Origin of the sequence: Corynebacterium sp. MSK204, assembly GCF_030229885.1 — a bacterium.
Classification (GTDB): Bacteria; Actinomycetota; Actinomycetes; order Mycobacteriales; family Mycobacteriaceae; genus Corynebacterium.
Window position 1 is genome coordinate 51,939 of sequence record NZ_JASPGQ010000006.1, and the last position, 23,744, is coordinate 75,682.

The following is a 23,744-nucleotide window of genomic DNA, read 5'->3' on the forward strand; positions in this document are numbered from 1 at the left end:
AGATGGTCTATCTACTTGCGCTTCATCGGGTTCTTCAAACGCTCGTTGCGGCGCTTCTTGAGCACCTGCGTGCGCTGGTAGTCGCGGTGCAAGCGGCGCTCGCGGGCCATCTTGCGCTGGAACTGCTGCACCTCGCGGTACTCGAGGTAAATGATGTCCTGGCTCAAGTCCTTGTAAATGGCGAACATCAGGCCAATGACGATGAACAAGAACGGCAGCGCCGCCACGATGGTGACATTCTGCAGGTTGGACAGTGCGTCCTCATTGACCAAGAGCAGGGTCAAACCAACGGCTGCGGTCAGGGCACCCCACAGGGCGGATAGCCACGGCTTCGCGGTTGCGGCACCATTCTGGGTCATCGAACCCATCACCGTGGAAGCGGAGTCTGCGGAGGTAATGAAGAAGGTGGACAGCAAGATGACGGCGACGACGCCGGCAATGAAGCCACCGGGCAGGTTGTGCAGGAGGTTAAACAGCTCTACTTCGGCGGATTCGCCGGTGATGGATTCGCCGTTTTGCTCCATGTGGATTGCGGTGCCACCGAAGATGGCGAACCACAGGGTGGAAACGCCCGCTGGGATGAGCAGGACGCCCAAGCAGAACTCGCGGACGGAACGGCCGCGGGAAATGCGTGCCAAGAACATGCCCACGAATGGGGACCAGGAGACCCACCATGCCCAGTAGAAGATGGTGTAGCTAGACAGCCACTCGCCGGCGGTGCCGTTTTCGGACTCGGCGGTACGGCCGATCATCTCGGTGAAGTAGTTGAAGTAATTACCGATGGATCCTGGAATCTGGTTCAGGATGGTCACGGTTGGGCCCAAGATGAAGACGAAGATAGCCAGCACCGCAGCCAAGACCATGTTGGCATTGGACACGTACTGAATGCCCTTGCCCACACCGGAGAGCGCGGACAGCAAGAAGGCCAAGGTCAGGACCAACACAATACCGATAACCACAGACTGGGTTGGGTTATCGATGATGCCGGAGGCTTCCAGGCCGGCCTGAATCTGCAGCGCGCCAAGCCCCAGGGAGCAGGCGGTGCCGAAGACAGTGGCGAAGATGGACAGGATGTCAATGAACTTGCCCAATCCGCCGTTGGCGCGGCGCTCGCCGATGAGCGGCACGAAGGCCTGGCTCAACAGCTGCTTGCGACCGATGCGGTAGGTCGAGTACGCGATGGCCAAACCAACAATGGCGTAGACAGCCCAGGGGTGCAGCGTCCAGTGGAACATGGCATAGGCCATGGACGAGCCCACGTTTTCCGTTCCTTGGCCAGGCGTACCGTCGCGGTAGTTCGCCAGCGGCTCGGAAGCACCGTAGAACATCAGGCCGATGCCCATACCGGCAGCGAACATCATGGCGATCCACGAAGGCGTGGAAAACTCCGGTTCCTCATTGATGTGGCCCAACCTAATGGAGCCGAACTTAGAGAACGCGATGAAGATAACGAAGGCCACGAAGACAGTGCCGAAGAGCACGTAGGCCCAACCGAACTTATCGACGACCCACGTCAGGGCCGCGGAAGAAAAGTCCGCGAAGTTATCCGGTGCGGCCAGGCCCCAGATAACGATGGCGGCAACGAGCACACCCGCAATCCCCATGATGGTCCAGTCAATCGGGATATTATCGCGGTCTGCGGCGATTTCGATTTCCGGATCATCATACTCTTCGGGGTGGAACCCCTCAGAGTTGAGCATGTCCTGGATCTGGCTCGTCGCCGTTTGCTCGTCCAGTGCCTCTTCTACCGTTTGATAATCCTCAATCGGCTGTTCACTCGAAGCAGCAGAAGTGGTCCCAGCCGGCGCTTCGCCGGGCCCCTTCCCCTCTTCGGGCACACCAGCGCCGTTATTTTCAGTATTAGTCATGCTCTCTAGACTGGTGGCGCGACCCCAATTTTTCAAACCGTTTTGCTATCAAAACCCCAGCTTACATACATTTTTGAGCATTTCCTTAAGACTTCCTACATGCTTATAGGCTGCATATCCCCACGTAGACAGGTTTTAGGCGCCACACGCCCGGGAAAGATAACGATTCGATAACATATATAGAAGCGTGAAACCACCAGTTAGCACGAGTAATTGTGACGTTTTATACGCTACATAGAAATGACCTGAGGACGGCTCAACAAGAGCTCAATTAGCGGGCGCTCAGCGGGCATCCAACGCGGCATCATAAAGCTCCCGATTGGACACCCCAGTCCCCTTGGCAGCCTGCTTGCACGCGTCTTTCAAGCGCATGCCGGCCCCGGCAAGCTCCAAGGCTTGCGGGACCAGGTCTGCGGCGGTCACAGCAGCGCCGGTTCCGCCTTCGATCACCACGGTAATCTCGCCCTTCACGCCCTCGCTTGCCCATTCGGCCAGCTCTGCTAGGCAACCGCGGCGCACCTCCTCGTACGTCTTGGTCAGCTCGCGGCATACCGCGGCGGGGCGATCGGCGCCGAGGACCTGGGCGGCATCGGCAAGCGTATCGGCGATGCGGTGGGGAGATTCAAAAAATACGATGGCGCGCTTTTCATTGCGCAGCGATTCCAGCCACGCCTTTCGCGGGCCGGGCTTGCGCGGCGGGAATGCATCGAAGAGGAAGTGGCCCACGCCCAAGCCAGACAAGGCAAGCGCCGTGGGCACCGCCGAAGGACCCGGAAAACACGTCACGGGGATATCGCGCTCGGCGGCCGCGGCCACCAGTGACAGACCGGGATCGGAGATGATTGGCATGCCGGCATCGGTGACCACGAGGACGGTGCCGTGCTGGGCGGCATCGATAAGCTGCTGCGCACGCGCCTGCTCATTGTGGTCGAAGTTGGACACCACAGAGCCGGAAATTTCGATGCCCAGGGCCTGCGCCAGGTTGCGCACGCGGCGGGTATCTTCGGCGGCGATGACATCCGCATGCGCCAATGCCTGCATCAGGCGCGCAGAGGCATCAGCGACATTCCCCAAGGGCGTGGCGGCGAGGATAACGCCGCGCGGAAGTGGTTCCAGACCTAAAGCTGACATGCCTCTAGCATTCCACATTCTCCTATGCGCCCGCGCGAAGGCTCGTGGCCTAAACTCTTCTTCGTGACTATTGCTACCGCTGCCCCCGCTAGCTCACCGCGCACCCCGCATAACCGCGTGATCCCGCCGGCACCGCGTACCTATACGTGGGGCAAGGCCGATTGGATTAGCACCGGCATCATCGCCGTTCTCGCGCTGATTACCCGGTTTGTGGGGCTTACCGCGCCGGTATCCCAAGGCACGCCCGTCTTCGATGAAAAGCACTATGTCCCCCAAGCCTGGGACATGGTCAAAAGCTGGGATAACTTATTCATCGGCGGCATCGAGACCAACCCAGGCTTTGGGCTCGTGGTTCACCCGCCGCTGGGCAAACAGATCATTGCCATTTCAGAATGGGTCTTTGGTTATACCCCGCTGGGCTGGCGCTTGATGACGGCTCTCTTCGGCGTCGCCACCGTCCTGATGACCATGGCTCTGGCTCGCCGGCTGTCCTTTTCCTGGCAGGTGGCCACCTTTGCCGGCATTTTGGCCGTCTGCGATGGCGTCCTCTTGGTCTCCGCGAAGTTTGGCATGCTGGATATCTTCCAGGTCTTTTTCATCGTCGCCGCAGCCTGGGCACTGGCCCGCGATCATCAACAAATGCGCGAGCGTCTGCACAACGCCCTGCTGAGCGACGGGATGGGCACCTCCCCCTTCGGGCCGCGTTTTGGCTTCCGGTGGTGGCGCTTTACCGCCGGCGTCTTCTTAGGACTGTCGCTCGCCGTGAAGTGGTCCGGGCTGTACTACATCATGTTCTTCGGCCTGCTCTGTGTCTTTAGTGACCTCGCATTGCGCCGCAAGTACGGCGTTCGCCGCTATATTGTGGGCACGCTCATTCGCGATACTCCCGCGGCACTAGCCTCCCTAGTTGCCGTCCCAGTAATGATTTATGTGTGGAGCTGGCGCGCATGGTTCGCCTCAGAAACCGCGGTCTACCGGCACGCCAAGGTGGATGGGACCATCGGGGAAGACTCCTGGCTCATGCACTTACCAGAATCTGTGGCCGGCTGGTTTTATTACCACTTATCCGTATTGGATTTTCACGCCAGCTTGACCTCTTCCGGTGGCCACCACCACCCGTGGGATTCCAAGCCGTGGGCATGGCTGGCCGGGGCCCGGCCCATTCTGTACTACTCCAGCACGGACCTGGAATGCAGCGGCGGTGGCGAATGCCGCAAGATGCTCTACCTCTTTGGCACCCCGGCGATCTGGTGGCTGGTGGTCCCCGCGGTACTTTGGGGGATGTGGTCGCTTATCATCCGCCGCAACCGCGCCTTCCTCATTCCCCTCGTGGGCTTCGCGGCCGGATTCCTGCCGTGGCTCGCGGCCTTTGACCGGCAGATGTACTTCTTTTATGCCACCGCGTTTATCCCCTTTGTCATCGTGCTGCTTGCCCTCATACTGGGCCAAATGGTCGGGCGCGGTAAGCCCATCAAGTGGCAGTGGATAACGCGCATCGCTGGCGGGCCGATGCGGCGGGGAACATTTGCCGCCGCCTGCTACCTCGCGCTGGTGGTCGCGATGTTCTTCTACTTCGCGCCCATCTTGTACGGCTTCATCATCCCGGAATCGTGGTACCAATCCATGATGTGGTTGCCCAGCTGGAAATAGCTCGCAGAACCTCGTTCGCCTTAGTGCGGCTGCGCGTTCAGGGATTTCCACCACGCGCGCACCAGGTAGCCCTTCTCGGCCGCCCACGCCCAGCCCAGGCTCATGGTCGATAGCGCGGTAGCGATGAGCAAATAGACCTGCTCCATGGTGACGGTACCCAGCGCAATATCGCGCACGCCAAAGCCAAAAAGAAACGCAAACATCGTGGCGGATACCGGGAACAGCCCGGTCACAGAGGCTGGGCGCCACGCGCTCCACAGCAGTCCGCACGCCATGCCAAAGCGCACGGCCGCGCCCTCCATCAGCAGGTTGGCGCGCTCCGGGTCGGCTGCCGGATCCAGCACCGAGCCCTCTGCGCCCATGGGCACTAGGCCGGAGGCGCGTACCACCTGCACGATGGCCCACACCGCAAAGACAAGCCCCATGGCCACCAAGGCGATGCGCGCCACCGTGAGGTTGGCCTGCCTGGCGCTCGAGGCCCGCTTCCACTCCGGTTCTACACCTGCGAGGATCACCTCTGACAGATCGGTCGGTGGCGCCATGCCGGAGTCCGCCGGTTCCACGAAGCTTAAGGAGCGCGATAGCGCCGCTGCCTTATCGCGAAAGGCCCGGCACTCCGCGCAGTGTTCTAGGTGGGCGTCGATGACATCGGCGGAAAGCTCCGCGTCTTCCCCATCCAGTTGGGCGGAAATCGCCGCTTGTACTTGGCTATGCGTCAACATTGCTTAACGCCCTATCCAAGCTCGCCCGGCCAGAACCAAAAATGACGATCATCAGCAGGGACATGCACAGCACCAAGGGGTACTCGATGCCGCCGTCGCCAGCAAAAAGGCCATTGCCCCAGTGCACGAAGTACAGCGCGCCCACCATATCCACGGCCAGCGCCGCCGCGGCAAAAGTGGTCAACAAACCGATGACGAGGAAGGCGCCACCTACCATTTCCCCGATTGCGGCGGCATAACCGGCAATCTGTGGCTGCGGGATGCCGAGGGCGGAAAACTGCCCTACCGTCTCATCCATTCCGTCCATGAACATCTTGTCCACGCCGTGCGCGATAAAAATGAGTCCGAGAACCAACCGAAAAAGCAGCAATGCGGCATCGCGAACGGCAGGTCTATTCATGGTCAATAGACTACATCGAATGCCTACCCCAACGCGAAGACGCCACCGCTCCACCCGCTGAGCTCGCAATTTCACCATCTAGCGAGGTACGCGCTGCGCCTCATCCGCAATCGCTGCTTCAATGGGAAAGACAAGGAAAATAGGCACTACATACCAACAGGAGAACCTCCCATGGACACTGAAACCACTACCGAAGAACGCACCCCGCTGGCCTATGACGCGCACGGGGTAGCCCGCACGCCGTGGGCCGTGACGTCGTCGCTGCTAACGGATTATTACGACACCGAATGGGGCCTTCCCATTAGGGACGAGGACGGGCTATTTGAGCGCTTGAGCTTGGAGTCCTTCCAGTCTGGGCTGTCCTGGGCCGTGGTATTAAAAAAGCGCCCCGCCTTCCGCGAGGCCTTTTGCCACTTTGATCCGGACAAGGTTGCGGAATTCGGCGAGGCCGAGGTGGAGCACTTGCTTGCCGATGCCTCCATTATCCGCAACGAGACCAAGATCCGCGCCACCATCAATAACGCGAAGGCCACCATTAAACTGCGCGAAAACGGCGGCCTAGCGGATTTCATTTGGAGCTTTCAGCCTGCAGAAAATACCTACCCCGAGGTTATGGAGGATATCCCGAAGAAGAGCCCCGAGTCGCAGGCCATGTCGCGTGAATTGAAGAAGGCCGGTTTTAAGTTCGTAGGGCCGGTGACCTGCTTTGCCCTCATGGAGGCCATCGGCATGGTCGATACCCACCTCTTGGGCTCCCACCGCCGGGCTACCTCCGGCGTATGGCCGGAAGAAACCGAAAAACTCCCCGGAAGCGAGGGAGAAGCTGTCTAATTAACCCGCGCGGCGAGCGGCCAGGTCATCGCGGCGCCCTACCCCATCGGGCCCGGCGTGCGGGCCATCAAAGTCACCGTCTTCATCATCGCTGTAGCTTAAGGGAAGGTGCTCAAAGTCGGGGCTTTCATCGTCGATTTCGACGACGACCGCACCCGGCCGGCGCAGGTTGCGGGGGATCTTTAGCGCCTCATCATCGGTATTGTGAACGCCCAACCGCGCCCGCCGCAGGTGCTTTACCCGGCGGCGCAACAGTGCTTGTTCTTGGCGGACTTGCGCGCGCAGCGCCACCAAATAGGTGCCGGTCAGGACACCGACGATGCCTGCCAGCCACCAGGTCCATCCACCGGCCACAATCCCCAAGGCCACGGTGAGGACCACGGCGATGGCTAGGCCAATGAGCGTGCGCTGGCGGCGCTGGTAGCGCGTAGCGGACTTCTCCTTATCCGCCACTGGGTCCCATCCACCGCGGCCAAGGCGGCGCTGAGCAAAAGCTACCTCGTCCTCAGAAAGGTCTGTATTCAGCGCCGCGTCCTCGGAGCCCTGGGCACCGTACTCATCGGCTCCGGCCGATTCCTCGGCTGCACCGTCGTTGTCTGCCTCTTCCGAATCGGTCTCTGCGGTGTCCGTTTCTTCGGCATCGATAACTGGGGCGGGATCGACCGCACCTGGGTACATCAGGTCTACCGGGGAAGTATAGGTCTCGTCGTAGTCGTACGCGTCCTCGGCAATGTCTTCGGTCGCCGGCGCGGTGAAGGACTCGGTGGAATCGGCAGCCACATTCCTGCGGCGGCGCTTGCGCTTTGCACCACCTTCTTCGCCAACGCGCTCATCATCTTCGAGCAAGACATCATCGGCATCGTCTGCGTCCGCATCCGCATCATCGGAAGCGGTGGCCGTGCGCGCGCCATCGGCGTCAGCGGTGGAACCATTTGATTCAGCGGCAGCGGCCGGAGCCGCGGATTCCTCAATGACTTCACCCTCGATGGTCTCTGCCTGCCCCTCTGCCTGGGTGACCTGCTCGTCGCGCGCGTCAGCCTCGTCCTCGTCGGCGGAGCGGTATGCACGGCCACCTACGCCAAAGGGTTGCGCTCGGGCGCGGCGGGCCGCGCCAGCAATGGTCCGCGACTGCGCTCGGGAAGCGCGGTCCTCTGCTTCGTCATCGATCAGCACGTCATCGACGTCTGCCTCGCTGTCCGGGTCCTCAGCGGCAGCGGATACAACCTCGTAGTCGTGGTCTTCATCCGAGCCGCTGCGGTGGACATCATCGGCCCGCAAGCGCGGGCGGCGGCGGCCGGCGACATTGCCGGAATCGCCGGAAAAGAGCACGCGGGTATCCTCAAAGGCCTCGCCGGTATGGCTCATCGGGCGATTGCTCCTGCCCAATAGCCACGGCGCGAGCACGAAGAGCCACACCACGATGATTGCAATAACTGGCACAGCTGTGGACACGACTTAAGGACCTTCCCTTGGGGTGCAGATGATTACTCCACTCTAATCACCAAAACCGCACTTTAGGGGTCACAGAAGCTGTAAATTACAATGTTGTTACTTATGTGAAAATTGAGAAAGCATTACTTGGATTTAGGGATGATTTTCACACCAAACGCCTAGCTTGGTGCAGCCGCTCAACCGCCGTGGATGAGAAGTCTTCCTTGACTAAGGCCACGAAATGGTGATCCCGCCAGGCGCCATCTATATGCAGGTTGCGGCGCAAATACCCCTCGGAGCGAAAGCCGTTGGCACCTAGCACGCGCCCGGAGGCGGGGTTTTGTTCCAGGTAAGTGGCGGTCACTCGGTGCAGGCCTACCCGCCCAAAGGCGTGATCCACGCCCAGGGCGGTGGCCGCGGTGGCAACGCCAGCGCCCTGCACAGCGGAATAAACCCAATAGCCGATCCAACAATCTCGAATACTGCCGTGTTGAATATTGCCGAGCGTTACCTGGCCGGCAAACTTTCCCTCGAGCTCGATAGCCAGGGGGATCACCTGCGCATCGCGCGCGGAGTTGCGCAGAAAAATGAGGTAATTCCACCAGGCCTGCGAGCTGTGGGCCTCTGCCCAAGTGGTCGCTTGGGTCGGCTCCACCGGCCGGAGCAAAGCTTCGTCCTCAATGCGCTGGCGCCGCCACTCGGGACCATCCGAGCGCAGCAAGGGGCGCAGCCGCAACCGCCCACCAGACGGCAGCGCCCCCGAGGGAGGAAGCTGCACCGTCGGCGTCGCCTCCGGCCAACCGGGGTGCAGATCATCGGTCGGCCCGGTGACTGGATGGCGCAGCTTGGCTGCGGCGGTACCGAAGGGGTCAAGCATTAGCTGCGCTGGGTGAGGAATAAGACGTCAACAACATCGCCCGGGCGGATCTCGGTGACTTCCTCTGGCACTCGAATCATTGCATTGGCCTCAGAGAGTCCTGCCAGAAGGTGGGCTGGCGCGCCGGTCGCACCTCCAAGACCCTCGACCAGGTAATCGGCGGTTTCGGCATCGCGCATCAAGCGGGCACGGATGAAACCACGGCGCCCTGGGCGGGAATCAATGTGGTTCAGTGCGCGGGCCCGGACCACCCGGCGGTGGGCATTGCGCTTGCCCAGGGCCAGGCGAATCAAGGGGCGAATGTAAATTTCGAAAATAACCAGCGACGATACCGGGTTCGAGGGAAGGAGGAACGTAGGGATGCGCTCATCTCCTACCAGCCCAAAGCCTTGCACGGATCCTGGGTGCATGGCCACGCGGGAAGTATCGATATCGCCGATTTCTGCCAGGATCTCCCGGATCTGTTCGGCACCGGCACCACCAACGGCACCGGTGATGACGAGCGCCTCGCTGCGCGTGATGTGGGTTTCTAGCACTTCCCGGATGCGGCGGGGTTCGCCTTCGGCAATGCCCACGCGGACCACGTCCGCCCCCGCTTCTTTTGCGGCAGCGGCCAAGGAGTAGGAGTTCACGTCAAAGACTTGGCCCAGGCCCGGTTCCTTGTCCACATCGACGAGCTCGCGACCGAAGGACACGATGGTCACGCGGGGCTGCGGATAAACCAGCACCTTGGAGCGCCCCACGGCGGCCAGCAGGCCAATCTGCGCCGGGCCAAGGACGGTGCCAGAGGATACGGCGACATCGCCGGGCTGGATATCGTCGCCCACGCGGCGGACGAAATCGCCCGAGCGCACCGTCCGGTGCGCCGTGATGCGCTTGCGGCCGCGGTCGGTCCACTCGAGGGGCAGGACGGCATCGGCAAGCGTGGGCAAGGGCGCGCCCGTATAGACCCGCACGGCCTGCTTGGGCTGCAGGCGCAGCGGCTGCTTCGAACCGGCCGGAACCTCACCGACGACGGGCAAGGAACGCTCGACCTCGGGTTGGGCGGGCTGCGCGGCGGCGTCCTCGGCCTGCTCGGCAGACCCCTCCCCTTCGCTGCTTTCCTGGTCCTGATTCTTCGGGCGGCGCACCTTCAGCCCTCGCTCGCCGCCGATATCAACCGCGCGAACTGCGTACCCATCGATGGCTGCCTGGGGAAAGCCCGGTAGAGGCTGATAGGCCTGCACCTGCTCGGCGCACATTAACCCCAGCGCATTAGAAATGCTCATCCGCACCGGCTCCGGGGTCGTCGCCGCATCAGTAACCAGCGCCAACTGGTCATCAACTGAACGCATACGGTCTCTGCCCGCCCTTTCTTCTTGCCCTTTTACCTTGCTGCCCTCAACGCACGTGCGCACGGCAAGATAGTTAGTTCAGGCCTTGCTCCGCCTCGAAATCGGACATAATTTGTTTAATAGCTTTATACAGCGCTGGGCCGTATTTTTCATCGCGCAGACCAAAGTCCACGTTGGCCGGGATATAGCCACCGGGGTTACCCAAATCGTGGCGCTTGCCCTCGTGGACCACCACGTGGACGGGCTCGCCTTCCTCAATGAGCAGCTCGATGGCATCGGTCAGCTGCAATTCGCCACCCTTGCCCGGTTCGATCCGGCGCAGCGCATCAAAGATCTTCCGGTCCAACAGGTAGCGCCCGGTAGCCACCAGGTTGGACGGCGCGTCCTCCGGGTCCGGCTTTTCTACCATGCCGATAACCTTTTTCACGCCCGGCACGTCAGTATCTTCTACGTCGAATACGCCGTAGTTAAACGTCTGCTCCTGCGGCACCGCAAAGGCACACAGCACGCTACCGCCGAGCTCGGCGCGAACGCGCGCCATATCCGCCATGACGGTGGCCGGCAACACGATGTCATCCGGCAGCATGACGGCAAAGGAGTCCTCGTCATCTGCCAAGACTTCTTCCGCCAGCCCCACGGCGTGGCCCAAGCCCAAGGGCTTTTCTTGCTCCACCGCGATGGGCTCAATGAGCTGGTGGGCGCGGTTGACCTTAGCTACCTGCTCATCCTTGCCGCGGGAATCTAGGGTTTCTACCAGATCCGGAAATTCCGCAAAATGGCGCATTACTTCTTGTTTTTCGGGTGCGGTAATGACCGCAAGCCTGCGCGCGCCCACAGAGGCTGCCTCCTCAGCAATCAATTCGATGCCGGGAGTATCCACAACGGGCAGCAATTCTTTGGGGACGGTTTTCGTGGCGGGCAGAAAGCGGGTGCCCATGCCAGCCGCTGGAACTACAACCGTGGTGATTCCGGTGGCGGAATCTTCGCGTTCATTAGCCATGAATCTTAGGGTACAACGGCGCACTATTTTCCTGTGTAGCGCTACGCCACGGACGCTATTATTTATTTATGCCTTCTTCCAGCGATATCAAAGAGCAACTGCGCACCCGCCTGCTTCGCGCGCGCCGCGGCCTCACCGCCGAGAAGCGCACGGAATGGTCCGCTGCCCTGCGCGAGCAGCTAGAACCTGAGCTTGCCGGCATTTCGAGCGTTGCCGCCTATTGGCCGTTGGGCACGGAGCCTGGCGGGGCGGACTTCATCCCCTGGCTTTCCCGCCGCGTCGACCGCGTATTATTGCCTATCACCTGCGACAACGGCGTTTTAAACTGGGCAGAATACAAGGGCGCGCACAGCATGCAGCCTGGCCAGCTGGGCATTTCCGAACCCGCCGGCCCGCGCTTTGATAGCCGCGTGCTGTGCGGTTGCGATCTGATTTTGGCTCCCGCCATGGCCATCGATGCCGCCGGAAACCGCTTGGGTAAGGGCGGCGGATACTACGACCGCGCGCTTTCCCTGGTGCCGCGCAACCACCCCGCGGTACTCGCCATGGTCTATCCCACTGAATTCCTCGACTCCATTCCAGCCGCGGCCCACGATCGCCGCGTTGAGGCCGTGGTTACCGCCGCAGGAATCCACCGCTTTCCTTCTTAAATGGGGAACCACACAGGCGGTAGCGCAGTCTAATTGTGCATGGCTTATTCCCCGTCCCCGCGAATCTCACAGTTCTTCCGCACCCTGCGCACCCCTGGCCACCGCCGCGGCGTGCTCGTGCGCCGCGCCATCGCGTTGGCACTGCTAATCGCCGCGCTGGCCTCCGCAGTCTCTCGCGCGAAGGAACTGCCGCAGGTACTGGTCTTTAGCCGCGATTTACCCGCCGGCGCGGAGCTTTCCGCCGCCGATGTCTCGCTCGAGCGCCTGCCTTCTTCCTCCATTCCTAGCAGCGCGCTTGCCGATGCCCCCTCCGATCTCGCCGGCCGCATCATCACCGCCGCCGCGGGCAAGGGCGAGGTCGTCACCAGCCAGCGGCTCCTCGGCCAAGAATTGGTGTCTAGCCTCGTCGCGAACTCGGGATCTGCCGATTCTAAGGGAGGCGGCTCCGGCCGCATGATCCCAGTCAAACTTGCCGATCCAGACATCATCCCCCACCTGCACCACGGCGATACCGTCGATATCGTCACGGCAAGCGATGCCACCAATTCAGAACCCGTTACCGCCCGCGTCATTGCCTCCGGCGCCCGGGTCGTATCCACCACTACCGCAGAGGGCGAGATTTCTTCTGCCACCGTCTTGCTCGCACTGCCTAATGAACACGCCAATGACGTGGCCGCCGCCTCTTTAAACCAACCGCTGACCGTGGTTATCGTCGGCGATCGCGCTCAACCCCATGCCGTTAATGAGGCAGATTCTGCTACTTAACGACCGCCTGAACCTTTTGCGTACTGGTGGTATTTATTCCTGCGCCGATTCCGCGATTTCAACAGCTTGGCCGATGTAATTAGCTGGATTTGTCAGGGACTCAAGGTCCAGCTTTTCCGTAAGGCCCGCGAGCTTCGGGTGGGCTGCGCAAAACTCTTCCAGGCAGGTGCCGTTCTCTCTATTGTCTCGGGCGAATTCCTGAAGAACATCGTGTGCGGCGCTGTGACCAATATGCGGTGCCAGCTCCATCATGATTCCCTCAGTCATCAACGAAACACCCGCGCTTTTTACGTTGTCCTCTAATGCCTGGGCATCAAAACGCAAACGAGGAAAGAGCTGGTCCAGCTTTTCCAACGCTCCATCGACGGCAACAAAGATTTGTGGAATCAGGTTGCGGTGGATCTCGGATTGGCGGTGGTCGCGTTCAAAGGTGGCCGGTGCTTGCGTCAGCATGTTTGCCGCCATGCCACAAGCCATGCTGGCTCCCACGGAAATTTTCATTGTGGCAAAGGGATTGAGTTTTTGCGGCATGGTAGACGATCCAGAGGTATGCGCATCCATGTCCTCGCGGGCCTCGACCAGATCGGATTGCTGCATAGCAAAGAGATCCTCTGCAATCTTGGCCAAACTTTGCCCCAAGGTAGCCACGGTCGACGCAAGCTCTGTCATCGTATCCGAGCTCGCATGCCAGGAAACCGGTTGATAAACCAGTTCCAATTCTTTGGCAAGGCGCCGACTTAACTCAGGTCCTTGTTCTCCAAAGGACGCCAGCGTGCCTACAGCACCGGTAAATTGAATCTGTTCCGTGCGCTCTCGCATCGCTTCCAAGCGTTCCCGGCTCCGGCGCAGCTCCGCGTTCCACCGCGCAAAGCGTGTACCCAGTGTCGTCGGCAGTGCATACTGTCCATTGGTACGCGCGACCATTAACGTTCGGGCGTGCTCGTGAGCGAGGTTGGCGGTAGCAGCGATAACGGCGTTCAGGCGTTCCAGTATCAGGTCGGTAGCTGCTTTGATCTGCAGGGCCCGCGCGGTATCCAAAATATCTTGAGTGGTCGCCCCGAAATGGACCCAACCACGCTGGTCTTCCGGAATCGCGTCCCGCAATGCATCGAGGACAGCAACCGAAGGATTGCCAACCCCGCCGCTTTGGGCCTTTTCTATCAGCTCATCACTGGCGACTGCATTATCTGAGATCGCCTCGGCAGCCTCCTGCGGGATAATTCCCATGTGTCCCTGCGTCCGCGCCATTGCCGCTTCAACAGCGAAAATTTTCCGGATAAGTTGTGCTTCTTCCCAGTGGGCTTCCATGTCCGCTGTGACATAGCCCTTCTTCTGAAAAGACGAGTTCAGTGCGCCGATTCCCATGATAAATTCCTTCTTCTTAGAGGTTTAGGTTGTAATCCCAGAACGTGCTTAGAGCAAGACCAGGCTGGATACGATCATCACGACGAAGCCAACTCCCATTGGAAGCAGCGTGCGGCGAATAAGCTCGGTGGTAGAAATTCCCACGCCACCAGCAACGGAAATGATTACTCCGGAGACCGGAGACACCGCGCGAAACAAGCCGCTGGCAAATTCCATTGGGGTAATCACTGCCGCTGCCGAAGCGCCGAGTCCGCGGCTGACATCTGGCACCAAGCTGGCAAAGGAAGAAAATGCGCCGACACCGGAACCGGTCAGGAACGTCACCAAACCCACAATCAAGGTGAATAGGAGGGTGATGACGATTGCGCCTGCACCGAGTTGCTGTCCTCCATCGATCAGCATGGAAATGGCGCCTGTGGCCGTTAAACCGGTGGCAAAGATTTGTGCCGCGATAATCAATGCGACGATGCCACCGAACATCTTTCCCATGCCCGTAAAAAAGGATGTGGCTTGTTCGGTCGCGGTGGAAAAAGAACGGTGGCGAATGATTTCGCACAGCAAGGCTATGAGCCAGACGATTACGAATGCTCCAACCGTGGTTAGCTCGATGCTGTCATTAACCAAGGGGCTAAAGATCACCAACAAGATAATGGGCAGTGCGAGAAATACCCCGTACCACTTCGGGCCAGCCTCACCAGAACCATCGCCCATGGTGTCGGTTTCCTTGTACTCTTCCAACTCCCGCTTATCGTAATGCTGCTGCACGAAGTAGTGAGTTATCGCAATTGCAATGGCAGTGGGAATGGCCACGATCAGCTGATACTGGACGAAGTAGACGACTGGGGATAAATCAATGGTTCGCGCCGACAGCACCGAAGTTCCCGATGCCGGCCCCATTGGCAACGCGGAGGCTGACACGATGACCGCGCCTGCTGCGGCGGGGCTAACCCCTACTGCCTTCAACACTGGCAGCAATAGCACTAGAAGCAAAATAGCGAGCCCGGCAGCGCTGGGGATAAACATAAAAAGCACCACGCCGAGGAAATACGTGAGAATTAGCGTGATGTAGGGGTGCTTGAACTTTGCGATTGGAGCGGCTAGCACCTCAACCAGTGCCTGCGAGGCGCCGATCTTATTCATATATGCTGAGAAGCCACCGGCCGCCATAATAATGAGGCCGACGCCTGTTAATTGGCTACCAGCAACTTGTTCGAATATGCCGATGATGTCCAACCACCGGGAGCCGGTGGAGTCTTCCTCATCTAAAACTCCGTAGCCAGCTTTGGCCGCAGTGGAAACTGCAATGAGAATAAACCCGGCAAGCAATAAAATAATGACTGGCTTATGACCTTTAACAAGGAAGTAGCCTGCACCAATGGTAACTGCCAAGGCAAATAGAGCGAGTGCGATATTCATGCTGGGATCCCTTCTGCCCACGCATTAGAATACTGTTATTTTTACAAACAATATTTTTACATTCTACTTTCACACTAACACTGAATACCTATATCGCAACCGGTGTGCATTAGTTAACAAGGCAACATTAGTGCCGCCTCCGCCCCTCCGAGTTGTCAATACTTTTAGCTTGAACTAAACTCCCTGCTTGCTCATGGTTCACACCCATCCTTACCTACCCCCAGAAAGGTTCGTCTTCTCCCATGCTTAAGGGCTTTAAAGACTTCATTATGCGCGGCAACGTGGTCGAACTTGCCACCGCAGTCATCATCGGTTCCGCATTCACGGCGATCGTCACTTCCGTGACGGATTCCATCATCCAGCCGATCATTAACTCCCTCGGCTCCGCCGAGGTCGATGGCTTGGGCTTCCAAATCACCGATAATAAGTCCACCCTCGTAGACTTTGGCGCCGTCATTACCGCCGCGATTAACTTCCTGATCATCGCCGCAGTGGTCTACTTCCTCATTGTCATGCCGCTGAACAAGCTCACTGAAGCTGCTAAGCGCCGCCAGGGTGTGGACCCAGAGGCCCCGGCACCAACCTCGGAAGAACTCTTGGCAGAAATCCGCGATCTTCTGCAGGCGCAGAACGCTGATGCTGTCACCACCGCAGATAAGGCGCTTAGGGATGCTACTGCAGCCGAGAACACCGATAACTCCACTGCTTCTGAGGGCAAGCACAGCCGCCACGACGACTAATCCTTGCTAAAGACACAGCTGAGCCCGTGCCCACCTTCGCAATGAGGGAGGACACGGGCTTTTGTTAAGACTGCATTAGCATTTCCAAGCTCGCGAATAGGATGCGCGGGCTACCCGCCGTGGTGCGGCGGCTGGTTCTCGCGGTAAAACTCTTCGCCGCGCTCGGCTGCTTGAGCTCCGTCGCCTTCTGCCGCGGCATCATCGAGAGTGACGATGCGCTGTGCATCGGCACCTTCTCCACTAGCTAATTCCTGCTCTACCGGGCGATCCGCGCTGCGGTCATATTCCGGCGCATCTGACTGCCTGAATACACGCCTGCGCTGGCGGCGTGGTTGAGAGGTCATGGCAGTATCTCCCCTCTTTCCTTCGCGTTATTGCACGCTGGATTCTTGCAATTGATCCACAAGGTGGTGGACCAGCGGGGTCAACGTGGCCATGCCGTCGCGCACGGCAGCGCGCGATGGTGCGAGGTTGACCACGACGGTGGAACCAGAAACGCCCGAAATGCCGCGGGATGCACACGCATCGACCGCGCCGCAAGCCTGACCAGAAGAGCGCAAGGCCTGGGCCACGCCCGGCACCATCTTGTCGATGGCCCCAGTAGTAGCTTCCGGGGTCTTATCGCGCGGGCCTACTCCGGTTCCTCCGACGGTGAGCACGAGATCCACACCGCCGACGACGCCAGTTTCGATGGCTTGCCGGATCTTGGATTTCTTCGAACGCACGACCACCGAACCATCGATGCGGAAATTCGCCTCTGCCAAAAGCTCAGTAACCAGTTTGGCGGTGCTATCTGAATTTTCGCCGGGGTGATCCGTGACGATCACGACGAGCGCGCGGCGCGGCGCCGCCACCCGGTCCTCCTTCTCGCTGGCCAAGAGGTAGGCGTCATCCGGCTCCGCCACATCCCGCAAAGCGTCTGTGGAAGCCGAATTCTCCAACCTAGTGGAGTCGGTCAAGTCTTGCTGGGAGTCTGCCATTTTTCTCCTTCAAAGAAACGTCGGGGCGCAATGCGGACACGGCGCGGGCTGCGTTTTAATCTACTCGCCCGTCAGGGTTACCTCTACCTGACGAGTATCATCCGAATTTCCATCGGATACTTCCAAGGTGACGGTCGCACCGAAGTCTTGGGAACGCGCGGCAGCGATAAGCGCATCGGCGTTTTCAATCAGCCGGTCATTGACGCGGGTGACGATATCTCCCTGCTTCAAACCTGCTTGTTCCGCCGGGCTCCCCGGCTCGACCTCGGCAATGCGCGCGCCATTTCCGTCATCGCGCGCCAAGACCTTAACCCCCAAGGTGGGGTGAGTTACCTGTCCTTTATTGATGAGCTCATCCGCCATCCGCTTAGCAAAGTTGGAAGGGATGGCAAACCCGAGGCCGATAGAGCCGCCCTCGCCCGTGGCTTTATCAGACAACGAGGCAATCATCGAGTTCATACCAACGATATTGCCGTCCATATCCACCAAAGGACCGCCGGAATTGCCGGGGTTAACGGCGGCGTCAGTCTGGATGGCATCGATAAGCGAAGACTCGCCACCCTCCTGGGACGCACGCACCGGACGGTTCTTTGCGGATACGATGCCAGAAGTCACCGTGGCATTGAGTCCAAGCGGCGAACCGACGGCGACTACCTCTTGGCCAACCGCTACCGCATCCGAGTCGCCGAATTGGAGGTGCGGCAGGTCTTGCACGTCCTTGATCTTGATGACGGCGACATCCGTATTGGCATCGGAAGCCACGAGATCGGCTTCGTGCTTGCTACCATCGTTCAAGGTCACCTGCATGATGCCACCCTGTTCCGCACCGGCGATGACGTGGTGGTTGGTCAACACGTAACCATCGGGAGAAATGATCGAGCCAGAGCCTTCCGCAGCCGAGGTCCGAGTAGCGGTCTGAATGGATACCACGGCCGGCAAAACCTTGGAGGAAACCGCTTCCACCGAACCTTCCTCTGGTTCCTTACCCATGCTATTGGCGGCCGGTTGGCTGTGAAGAGCCTCGTTAACCACGGACGTACCGCTGCTGGACTGGTTCTTACCCACGACCACACCGGTAATGGAGCCTGCTGCAATTGCCGCTACCGCTGCGATTGCGGTCGCGGCGCCAAGTCCGATCTTCTTTTTCTCCTTAGGCTGCGGCGGCAAAGGCGTTACCCCAGGCACGGGCGGCTGGCCGGGTTGGTTGTTCACAGGCCCTTGCTGGGAATCATCGCCCTGCTGACTAGAGAAGCTGGATGTTTCATCCTGCCCCCGGGTAGCACTCGGCTGAGCGCCACCAAAGAGGCGATTGCTGGGCGGGGTGTGCTGCCCGTATGCGGAAGCTTGTGCATCCTGCTCGTTGATGCGCGGCTGGTTCCAGCCCTGGGAATAGGTTCCGTTGGAATATGCGGATCCAGAATTCTGCTGCCCACCGCGCGGCTGGTTATACGGCGCCTGCCCATTGTTCATGCCGTAGGGTTCCTGCGGGACACCGTGCGACTGACCATTATTGCCGCGGTTGTCATCATTCCTCATGTTCATAGGAACACTATGCCTCGCTTCGCTTAGTCACAACTTAAACTACTCTGCCAACGTACTAGAAGTTCCTGTGAAGTTACTGTAGACAATAAGCTGCCCAAACTCGCCGCACACATCACCCCCTTCACGCTCGTACACGCCTTCACAATCGCCGCACTACGCACCTTTCATGCTGGGGCGCGAACCGCCACGAGCACAATCGCAGAGAAAAACTGATCCACCATCGGGTTAGTGCGCTTTTATATTAATTTTAGGATTAGCCTGGCCTTAACTTGAAGTGGATTTCCTTGGTCTTTAAGACCCGAAGAGTAGACAGCACTGGCACAGCCCAAGTCTCCCCCATCGCTTGGCGCCGCCCAGGCCGGAAGGCGCTTTTTAATATCCCTTTCCCGGGCCTAAAACATCACAACCCCCTCGCAGTCGCTAATAAGCAACCGGGAGGGGGTGGGATTGAAAGCAGGCTTAGAACTGCTCTACGTCAACCAGGCCGAGCTTAGCGGCCTTGACCAGACGGCGCGGGATGCGCACGGTCTGACCATCGATGGTGACTTCCTGGAGGGCGACGTTGTCAGCCTTCCACTGGGAACGACGTGCGTGGGTGTTCGCACGGGACTTCTTAAACTTAGGAGTTGCCATTTTCTCTTCTTCTCCTTACGCGTTCTTCTTCTTGCGGCGAGCCATGGCACCGAAGCGCTGGTTGAAGCGCTCGACACGGCCAGCGGTATCCATAACGCGCTGTGCACCAGTCCAGAACGGGTGGGACTCAGCAGTAACGTCAACGACGATGAGCGGGTACTCGTTGCCGTCTTCCCACTCAACGGTGCGAGAAGAGGTAGCGGTGGACTTGGTCAAAAAGGAGTGACCGGTACCAGCATCGCGGAAGACCACTGGGTGATAATCCGGGTGGATGTCTTTCTTCATAGATATTCCCTCAGGGTTGGACTACGGGTCGGTTCCGCACACTGAATAATGACGGTACGGATCGTGCCCGAGTTGGGATGTACAGTTACAGCTCGCCCGGCGGCACTAAGCGCGCCGACCGATAACCTGAATTATCCTACATTCCACCGTCATATATACGAAATTGCTCACCTGCGGCAACCACAGTCGCCACAGGCGCACATCTACGCCCCACTCGTTATAGTAAGCTTTCGAACTTCCCCAATGCGTTAGGCAGTGCTGCTTGATTATCGACGCAAAGACGACGGCTTTATGCGCTAGGCTATCGCGGCAGCGATTAGGTATATCGTGAGTAAGGCTGTAAGATTTGCTCTTGCTGTTGTCAAAATATACGTATTACGCCCCGTCTACTGGTTTTTGACGACGATGCCGCACCTGCTCACACCTCACTTTTTGAGCACTGCCACCCTCACACGGCAGTCGGCACGTAGTCGTTTATAGCCACGATGTGGGCGGCTAGGAGAAAGAAGACCCATGTCGGCTATTTGCCAGGTAACGGGCCGCAAGCCGGAATTCGGCAAGCAGGTCTCGCACTCGCACCGCCGCACTTCGCGCCGTTGGAACCCCAACGTGCAGCGTCGTCGCTACTACCTGCCCTCTGAGGGCCGTACCATTACTCTGAATGTTTCCACCAAGGGTATGAAGATCATTGACCGCGACGGCATCGAGTCCGTTGTTGCCAAGATCCGCGCACGTGGGGAGAAGATTTAAGTATGGCACGTAACGATATTCGCCCAATCATCAAGCTGAAGTCCACTGCGGGCACCGGTTACACCTACGTGACCCGTAAGAACAAGCGCAATAACCCGGATCGCATCTCCCTGAAGAAGTTCGATCCGATCGCCCGCAAGCACGTCGAATTCCGCGAGGAGCGATAATTCATGGCTAAGAAGTCCAAGATCGCTAAGAACGAGCAGCGCAAGGAAATCGTCGCCCGCTACGCGGAGCGTCGCGCTGAGCTCAAGAAGATCATCAAGAACCCGAACACCCCGGATGAGGAGCGTTTGGAGGCTCAGTTCGAGCTGAACCGCCAGCCCCGTGACGCTTCCCCAGCCCGCGTTCGTAACCGCGACGCAGCCGATGGCCGTCCGCGCGGTTACCTCCGCAAGTTCGGCCTGTCCCGTGTCCGTATGCGCGGCATGGCTCACCGTGGTGAGCTGCCGGGCGTTCGCAAGTCCAGCTGGTAAAGGGGTAATTGCACAATGGCTAATAAGCGCAATAACCAAAAGAAGTTCCGTATGGAGCAGAGCCGTCGCCCGAAGAAGAACCCTTTGAAGGCTGAGGGCATTGAGAAGGTGGACTACAAGGACACCAAGACTCTGCGTCTATTCATCTCGGATCGCCACAAGATCCGTTCCCGTCGCGTCACCGGCTTGACCCCGCAGCAGCAGCGTCAGGTTGCTACCGCAGTCAAGAACGCACGCGAAATGGCTCTCCTGCCGTTCACCACCCGCTAAACAGTAGCTGGGTATCAACAGCGCACTTTTGCCGCTGGCAAGTGTGACACGGTAAAAGAACCATAAACTTTCGCCGCCTACCTTTCGAGGTGAGGCGGCGAAAGTCGTTTTGGGGTCTTTTCGAGCGCTACACCGCAAGCGCGCTCCACCTCGCGGCAACACCACCCGCACAGCTCCTCCACGCACGCCTCCAGTCCCGGACGCGACGCACCCGCCGCACGCTCCCCCAAGCGCTACTGTGCTATTGCATAAGTGTTACATTTATAGCAATCCTGCGCCGCACAACTTTTAGATGCGCACCGCTTTGCAATGAGTGAAAGGCAGTGACTGTATGGCCCTGCATCAATCCCTTCTCGATCTTTCGGAGCTTGCTCCCCATTGCCAGTCCCGGGCAACCGCTCGCGGCTTATTGGCGGAGGCACAAGATGTCTTGCGCAATGCGGTAGCACACCAGGACGATGAGATTGAATTAGCCAATTGGTTTTCGCGGCTGCTGACAGATATCGTGCGCGCACCGGGCGTGGACGCGGATATCCGGTTAACCGGCGCGGCCGCGCGCGGTGATCAGCTGCCCAGCATGTCCATCGAGTGGATGGGAGAAGACGGCGATTTGGAGTCCGTTTTTCGCGATGTCGGGCTAGAGGTACATCAAGCAGCCGATTCCATGGCAGCGCGCGTCGATGCCGGCCTGCCTTTAGGCCGCGGCGGCGAGCAGGCCTTATTGGAGGAGGCCTTGGCCCAGCGCCCGCCGCTTCTGCAGCGCGTTGGCGGTTTGCCCGATCGCAGCGCGGCCGTGGATATCAAGTCCATGCTGTTATCCCCCATCGCCGCGATTGCGCGCTGGGCGGCACCGGGACCGCGCCCCACGGTCGATCGCCTCGCCATTGGCCAAGAGCGCGGGATGCTCACAACAGAGGACACAGAGACCTTGGACCTTGCATGGCGCACGGGCTATTCGGTAGAAATGCGGCGCTGGTTCGATAATGTGCACGGCCGCGAATCCATTCTGCAAGACCTGCCACCGCTGGAGCGCACGGCCTACGGAACGGCCTGCCGCATGGTGTCTGCGACCTTCGAGTCCATCTCCCGACGCACCGCGGATGGCGCGAATTAGAATCGCCACAAAGTTCTTCTGCCACGCATGCGGTCCGCGCCAGCGGGCTACAGGGCTGTAGAGTTGTTGAGTAAAAGCATTTTCTGCTGAGAGAAAGGAGGCGTCCGCCGCATGTCAGGAAACGTCGGTAGGCCGCGTAAACATAGCCCCCGCCGCAGAGGCAATAGCGCCCGGGAAGAGATTTTGGACGCCTCCTCAGAGTTATTTACCACCCAGGGCTTTGCCACAACGTCGACTCACCAAATCGCGGACGCGGTGGGCATACGTCAGGCATCGCTGTACTACCACTTTCCCTCCAAGACGGAGATTTTCCTCGCGCTGCTTAATTCCACCATTGAGCCTTCGCTGGAGCTAGCCGATGAGCTGGTGGATTCTGATGCCGAGCCGGAGCAGCGCCTGTGGTCCTTGGTCGCCGCGGAATCGCGCCTTTTGCTCACCAGTGGTTGGAACGTCGGCCGGTTGTACCAGTTGCCGGTGGCCAATTCGCCGGAGTTTTCGGAGTACCACAGCTCTCGCGAACGGCTGCAGAGCCACTTCCGTACCACCGCCGCTGCCATTGTGGGAGACGCGGACCCGCGTATCGAATTGCCTTTCCACATCGCACTATCTGTCATCGAGATGCGCCCCAATGATGGCACGCCTCCCTATGCAGCGGCCCAGTCGGTTCCGGAGACCGCTGCCATGCTTGCCGATGCCGCCCTTGCAGTCCTCGGCGCCACCGTCCCCGAGAACGCGGAAGCCATGACGCTGGAGTTACTAAAGAACCGCAATGACTCGATCTCTGCGGCTGCGGCGGCTGCTGCAGACCGCAAGAAGAAAAAGTCTCGCTAACCACTTCCTTGTGGAATCGTTAACCACTAACCAGTGGTTAACGTTGCCAGGAATCGGTAAAGTCCGCCGTTGCGGCCAACCCGCCGCCCTCGCGCACGCTAATCCCGCTGGGGGTTACAACGATGGTCGAGGGCGAGGCATCCACGTAGTAGTTACCGCCGTCTTGGCCAATGATGGATCCGGTAAATTCGCCGCCGAAGATGGTGGACCGGTAGGTCAGCGTTCCTCCCGTGTTTTCGCAGACAATGGCCCGCCCGTCTGGGCCTTTACCGGCGAAGACGACGCGCTCAAAACGGTGACAATCGGCGTAGGTATTAATATCGGTCCAGCCGTATTCACCCAGGCCGTCGATGAAGTCGCCTCCGCCGCCATTAGTGGTCTTCGGCGGCTGTGCCTGTTCTTGTTCGGTCTCGGTCACCGTGACCACGGGTGGTTCTTTGTCTTGGGTTTCCGGGGACTTTGTTGCCGTCGAGGTTTCTTCGGTGGAAGTCTCCGTCGTGCTTTCGACGGTGGTCATACCGCCATCGCCGGAAAAGTCGGGCTGATTCCCATCCGTGCTACTGCTACAGGCGCTTAAAACGATGCCCGCGGTCGCTACTACGCCGAGGTGCAATCCCCAACGCACACGAAAAGTTAATTGAAAGTGCGGCATGATAAGTCCTTTCTCATAAGCCGGAAGTGGG

The 23,744-nt window shown here is 59.4% G+C and carries 27 protein-coding genes; 11 read left to right on the forward strand and 16 right to left on the reverse strand.

Annotated elements, in window-relative coordinates; genetic code table 11:
• Positions 1 to 11: 11 nt before the first annotated feature.
• Together QP908_RS05270 and rsmI are read right to left on the reverse strand one after the other, a co-directional pair.
• A complete protein-coding gene (locus QP908_RS05270) occupies positions 12 to 1,868 on the reverse strand; it encodes a BCCT family transporter (RefSeq protein WP_284771805.1) in 1,857 nt (618 codons plus the stop codon).
• A gap of 282 nt (positions 1,869 to 2,150) precedes the next feature.
• A complete protein-coding gene (gene rsmI, locus QP908_RS05275) occupies positions 2,151 to 2,999 on the reverse strand; it encodes a 16S rRNA (cytidine(1402)-2'-O)-methyltransferase (RefSeq protein WP_239269176.1) in 849 nt (282 codons plus the stop codon).
• Between the two features lie 24 nt (positions 3,000 to 3,023).
• Between rsmI and pmt the strand changes: the two genes are divergently transcribed.
• Entirely contained in the window at positions 3,024 to 4,649 is a 1,626-nt protein-coding gene (gene pmt, locus QP908_RS05280; RefSeq protein WP_239269177.1) for a protein O-mannosyltransferase, read from the forward strand.
• A 20-nt stretch (positions 4,650 to 4,669) separates the two neighbouring features.
• Here the strand turns inward: pmt and QP908_RS05285 are convergent, their stop codons facing one another.
• Both QP908_RS05285 and QP908_RS05290 read right to left on the reverse strand, forming a co-directional pair.
• Entirely contained in the window at positions 4,670 to 5,371 is a 702-nt protein-coding gene (locus tag QP908_RS05285) for a zf-HC2 domain-containing protein (RefSeq protein WP_239269178.1), read from the reverse strand.
• Entirely contained in the window at positions 5,358 to 5,771 is a 414-nt protein-coding gene (locus QP908_RS05290; protein ID WP_239269179.1) for a DoxX family protein, read from the reverse strand. Before QP908_RS05290 ends, QP908_RS05285 begins: the two co-directional genes overlap by 14 nt.
• A 171-nt stretch (positions 5,772 to 5,942) precedes the next feature.
• Here QP908_RS05290 and QP908_RS05295 point away from each other — a divergent pair, with 171 nt between their 5' ends.
• On the forward strand, positions 5,943 to 6,602 hold the full coding sequence (locus QP908_RS05295; RefSeq protein WP_239269180.1) for a DNA-3-methyladenine glycosylase I: 660 nt from the start codon (positions 5,943 to 5,945) through the stop codon (positions 6,600 to 6,602).
• Here QP908_RS05295 and sepX read toward each other — a convergent pair whose 3' ends face one another.
• The 4 genes from sepX to QP908_RS05315 form a co-directional block, all read right to left on the reverse strand.
• Positions 6,603 to 8,054, reverse strand: coding sequence for a divisome protein SepX/GlpR (sepX, locus tag QP908_RS05300; RefSeq protein ID WP_239269181.1), 1,452 nt, complete (start codon positions 8,052 to 8,054; stop codon positions 6,603 to 6,605). It abuts the gene before it with no gap.
• Between the two features lie 145 nt (positions 8,055 to 8,199).
• The gene (locus QP908_RS05305; RefSeq protein ID WP_239269182.1) at positions 8,200 to 8,910 is read right to left on the reverse strand and encodes a GNAT family N-acetyltransferase; all 711 of its coding nucleotides are present in this window, start codon (positions 8,908 to 8,910) and stop codon (positions 8,200 to 8,202) included.
• The gene (gene glp, locus QP908_RS05310; RefSeq protein WP_239269183.1) at positions 8,910 to 10,244 is read right to left on the reverse strand and encodes a molybdotransferase-like divisome protein Glp; all 1,335 of its coding nucleotides are present in this window, start codon (positions 10,242 to 10,244) and stop codon (positions 8,910 to 8,912) included. Before glp ends, QP908_RS05305 begins: the two co-directional genes overlap by 1 nt.
• A 73-nt stretch (positions 10,245 to 10,317) precedes the next feature.
• The gene (locus QP908_RS05315) at positions 10,318 to 11,244 is read right to left on the reverse strand and encodes a UTP--glucose-1-phosphate uridylyltransferase (protein ID WP_239269184.1); all 927 of its coding nucleotides are present in this window, start codon (positions 11,242 to 11,244) and stop codon (positions 10,318 to 10,320) included.
• A 68-nt stretch (positions 11,245 to 11,312) separates the two neighbouring features.
• Between QP908_RS05315 and QP908_RS05320 the strand changes: the two genes are divergently transcribed.
• Complete coding sequence (locus QP908_RS05320) at positions 11,313 to 11,894, forward strand: 5-formyltetrahydrofolate cyclo-ligase (protein ID WP_239275449.1); 582 nt, start codon at positions 11,313 to 11,315, stop codon at positions 11,892 to 11,894.
• Between the two features lie 39 nt (positions 11,895 to 11,933).
• A complete protein-coding gene (locus tag QP908_RS05325; RefSeq protein ID WP_239269186.1) occupies positions 11,934 to 12,659 on the forward strand; it encodes an SAF domain-containing protein in 726 nt (241 codons plus the stop codon).
• A 33-nt stretch (positions 12,660 to 12,692) separates the two neighbouring features.
• Here QP908_RS05325 and QP908_RS05330 read toward each other — a convergent pair whose 3' ends face one another.
• Both QP908_RS05330 and dcuC read right to left on the reverse strand, forming a co-directional pair.
• Positions 12,693 to 14,024 (reverse strand): lyase family protein, encoded by a 1,332-nt coding sequence (locus QP908_RS05330; RefSeq protein ID WP_284771806.1) that lies wholly within the window; start codon positions 14,022 to 14,024, stop codon positions 12,693 to 12,695.
• Positions 14,025 to 14,072: 48 nt separating this feature from the next.
• On the reverse strand, positions 14,073 to 15,440 hold the full coding sequence (dcuC, locus tag QP908_RS05335; RefSeq protein WP_239269188.1) for a C4-dicarboxylate transporter DcuC: 1,368 nt from the start codon (positions 15,438 to 15,440) through the stop codon (positions 14,073 to 14,075).
• Between the two features lie 242 nt (positions 15,441 to 15,682).
• Here dcuC and mscL point away from each other — a divergent pair, with 242 nt between their 5' ends.
• Positions 15,683 to 16,180 (forward strand): large-conductance mechanosensitive channel protein MscL, encoded by a 498-nt coding sequence (mscL, locus tag QP908_RS05340; RefSeq protein WP_239269189.1) that lies wholly within the window; start codon positions 15,683 to 15,685, stop codon positions 16,178 to 16,180.
• A gap of 110 nt (positions 16,181 to 16,290) precedes the next feature.
• Here the strand turns inward: mscL and QP908_RS05345 are convergent, their stop codons facing one another.
• From QP908_RS05345 to QP908_RS05365, 5 genes are all read right to left on the reverse strand, one after another.
• Positions 16,291 to 16,524 (reverse strand): hypothetical protein, encoded by a 234-nt coding sequence (locus QP908_RS05345; RefSeq protein WP_239269190.1) that lies wholly within the window; start codon positions 16,522 to 16,524, stop codon positions 16,291 to 16,293.
• A gap of 27 nt (positions 16,525 to 16,551) precedes the next feature.
• Positions 16,552 to 17,160: a MogA/MoaB family molybdenum cofactor biosynthesis protein gene (locus QP908_RS05350; protein ID WP_284771807.1), complete on the reverse strand. Its 609-nt coding sequence runs from the start codon at positions 17,158 to 17,160 to the stop codon at positions 16,552 to 16,554.
• Between the two features lie 60 nt (positions 17,161 to 17,220).
• Positions 17,221 to 18,702 (reverse strand): S1C family serine protease, encoded by a 1,482-nt coding sequence (locus tag QP908_RS05355; RefSeq protein WP_239269192.1) that lies wholly within the window; start codon positions 18,700 to 18,702, stop codon positions 17,221 to 17,223.
• A 459-nt stretch (positions 18,703 to 19,161) separates the two neighbouring features.
• On the reverse strand, positions 19,162 to 19,335 hold the full coding sequence (gene rpmF, locus QP908_RS05360; protein WP_005279913.1) for a 50S ribosomal protein L32: 174 nt from the start codon (positions 19,333 to 19,335) through the stop codon (positions 19,162 to 19,164).
• Between the two features lie 15 nt (positions 19,336 to 19,350).
• On the reverse strand, positions 19,351 to 19,620 hold the full coding sequence (locus QP908_RS05365) for a type B 50S ribosomal protein L31 (RefSeq protein WP_005279912.1): 270 nt from the start codon (positions 19,618 to 19,620) through the stop codon (positions 19,351 to 19,353).
• Between the two features lie 513 nt (positions 19,621 to 20,133).
• Here QP908_RS05365 and rpmB point away from each other — a divergent pair.
• The 6 genes from rpmB (at position 20,134) to QP908_RS05395 (ending at position 23,061) form a co-directional block, all read left to right on the forward strand.
• Positions 20,134 to 20,370 (forward strand): 50S ribosomal protein L28, encoded by a 237-nt coding sequence (gene rpmB / locus QP908_RS05370; protein ID WP_005279911.1) that lies wholly within the window; start codon positions 20,134 to 20,136, stop codon positions 20,368 to 20,370.
• 2 nt (positions 20,371 to 20,372) lie between these two features.
• Positions 20,373 to 20,537, forward strand: a complete 165-nt coding sequence (gene rpmG / locus QP908_RS05375) for a 50S ribosomal protein L33 (protein WP_023025964.1) — start codon at positions 20,373 to 20,375, stop codon at positions 20,535 to 20,537.
• A 3-nt stretch (positions 20,538 to 20,540) separates the two neighbouring features.
• Complete coding sequence (rpsN, locus tag QP908_RS05380; RefSeq protein ID WP_005279906.1) at positions 20,541 to 20,846, forward strand: 30S ribosomal protein S14; 306 nt, start codon at positions 20,541 to 20,543, stop codon at positions 20,844 to 20,846.
• A 15-nt stretch (positions 20,847 to 20,861) separates the two neighbouring features.
• Positions 20,862 to 21,116, forward strand: coding sequence for a 30S ribosomal protein S18 (gene rpsR, locus QP908_RS05385; RefSeq protein WP_005279904.1), 255 nt, complete (start codon positions 20,862 to 20,864; stop codon positions 21,114 to 21,116).
• Between the two features lie 331 nt (positions 21,117 to 21,447).
• Positions 21,448 to 22,230 (forward strand): putative nucleotidyltransferase substrate binding domain-containing protein, encoded by a 783-nt coding sequence (locus QP908_RS05390; protein WP_239269193.1) that lies wholly within the window; start codon positions 21,448 to 21,450, stop codon positions 22,228 to 22,230.
• Between the two features lie 111 nt (positions 22,231 to 22,341).
• On the forward strand, positions 22,342 to 23,061 hold the full coding sequence (locus tag QP908_RS05395) for a TetR/AcrR family transcriptional regulator (protein ID WP_239269194.1): 720 nt from the start codon (positions 22,342 to 22,344) through the stop codon (positions 23,059 to 23,061).
• A 37-nt stretch (positions 23,062 to 23,098) separates the two neighbouring features.
• Here QP908_RS05395 and QP908_RS05400 read toward each other — a convergent pair whose 3' ends face one another.
• On the reverse strand, positions 23,099 to 23,713 hold the full coding sequence (locus QP908_RS05400; RefSeq protein WP_239269195.1) for a hypothetical protein: 615 nt from the start codon (positions 23,711 to 23,713) through the stop codon (positions 23,099 to 23,101).
• Positions 23,714 to 23,744 lie beyond the last annotated feature (31 nt).

Bases quoted from the DNA above. Each gene is read 5' to 3' on its own strand.
- QP908_RS05270 (WP_284771805.1), bottom strand. From the start codon at position 1,868: ATGACTAATACTGAAAATAACGGCGCTGGTGTGCCCGAAGAGGGGAAG.
- rsmI (WP_239269176.1), bottom strand. From the start codon at position 2,999: ATGTCAGCTTTAGGTCTGGAACCACTTCCGCGCGGCGTTATCCTCGCC.
- pmt (WP_239269177.1), top strand. From the start codon at position 3,024: ATGCGCCCGCGCGAAGGCTCGTGGCCTAAACTCTTCTTCGTGACTATT.
- QP908_RS05285 (WP_239269178.1), bottom strand. From the start codon at position 5,371: ATGTTGACGCATAGCCAAGTACAAGCGGCGATTTCCGCCCAACTGGAT.
- QP908_RS05290 (WP_239269179.1), bottom strand. From the start codon at position 5,771: ATGAATAGACCTGCCGTTCGCGATGCCGCATTGCTGCTTTTTCGGTTG.
- QP908_RS05295 (WP_239269180.1), top strand. From the start codon at position 5,943: ATGGACACTGAAACCACTACCGAAGAACGCACCCCGCTGGCCTATGAC.
- QP908_RS05305 (WP_239269182.1), bottom strand. From the start codon at position 8,910: ATGCTTGACCCCTTCGGTACCGCCGCAGCCAAGCTGCGCCATCCAGTC.
- glp (WP_239269183.1), bottom strand. From the start codon at position 10,244: ATGCGTTCAGTTGATGACCAGTTGGCGCTGGTTACTGATGCGGCGACG.
- QP908_RS05315 (WP_239269184.1), bottom strand. From the start codon at position 11,244: ATGGCTAATGAACGCGAAGATTCCGCCACCGGAATCACCACGGTTGTA.
- QP908_RS05320 (WP_239275449.1), top strand. From the start codon at position 11,313: ATGCCTTCTTCCAGCGATATCAAAGAGCAACTGCGCACCCGCCTGCTT.
- QP908_RS05325 (WP_239269186.1), top strand. From the start codon at position 11,934: ATGGCTTATTCCCCGTCCCCGCGAATCTCACAGTTCTTCCGCACCCTG.
- QP908_RS05330 (WP_284771806.1), bottom strand. From the start codon at position 14,024: ATGGGAATCGGCGCACTGAACTCGTCTTTTCAGAAGAAGGGCTATGTC.
- dcuC (WP_239269188.1), bottom strand. From the start codon at position 15,440: ATGAATATCGCACTCGCTCTATTTGCCTTGGCAGTTACCATTGGTGCA.
- mscL (WP_239269189.1), top strand. From the start codon at position 15,683: ATGCTTAAGGGCTTTAAAGACTTCATTATGCGCGGCAACGTGGTCGAA.
- QP908_RS05345 (WP_239269190.1), bottom strand. From the start codon at position 16,524: ATGACCTCTCAACCACGCCGCCAGCGCAGGCGTGTATTCAGGCAGTCA.
- QP908_RS05350 (WP_284771807.1), bottom strand. From the start codon at position 17,160: ATGGCAGACTCCCAGCAAGACTTGACCGACTCCACTAGGTTGGAGAAT.
- QP908_RS05355 (WP_239269192.1), bottom strand. From the start codon at position 18,702: ATGAACATGAGGAATGATGACAACCGCGGCAATAATGGTCAGTCGCAC.
- rpmF (WP_005279913.1), bottom strand. From the start codon at position 19,335: ATGGCAACTCCTAAGTTTAAGAAGTCCCGTGCGAACACCCACGCACGT.
- QP908_RS05365 (WP_005279912.1), bottom strand. From the start codon at position 19,620: ATGAAGAAAGACATCCACCCGGATTATCACCCAGTGGTCTTCCGCGAT.
- rpmB (WP_005279911.1), top strand. From the start codon at position 20,134: ATGTCGGCTATTTGCCAGGTAACGGGCCGCAAGCCGGAATTCGGCAAG.
- rpmG (WP_023025964.1), top strand. From the start codon at position 20,373: ATGGCACGTAACGATATTCGCCCAATCATCAAGCTGAAGTCCACTGCG.
- rpsN (WP_005279906.1), top strand. From the start codon at position 20,541: ATGGCTAAGAAGTCCAAGATCGCTAAGAACGAGCAGCGCAAGGAAATC.
- rpsR (WP_005279904.1), top strand. From the start codon at position 20,862: ATGGCTAATAAGCGCAATAACCAAAAGAAGTTCCGTATGGAGCAGAGC.
- QP908_RS05390 (WP_239269193.1), top strand. From the start codon at position 21,448: ATGGCCCTGCATCAATCCCTTCTCGATCTTTCGGAGCTTGCTCCCCAT.
- QP908_RS05395 (WP_239269194.1), top strand. From the start codon at position 22,342: ATGTCAGGAAACGTCGGTAGGCCGCGTAAACATAGCCCCCGCCGCAGA.
- QP908_RS05400 (WP_239269195.1), bottom strand. From the start codon at position 23,713: ATGCCGCACTTTCAATTAACTTTTCGTGTGCGTTGGGGATTGCACCTC.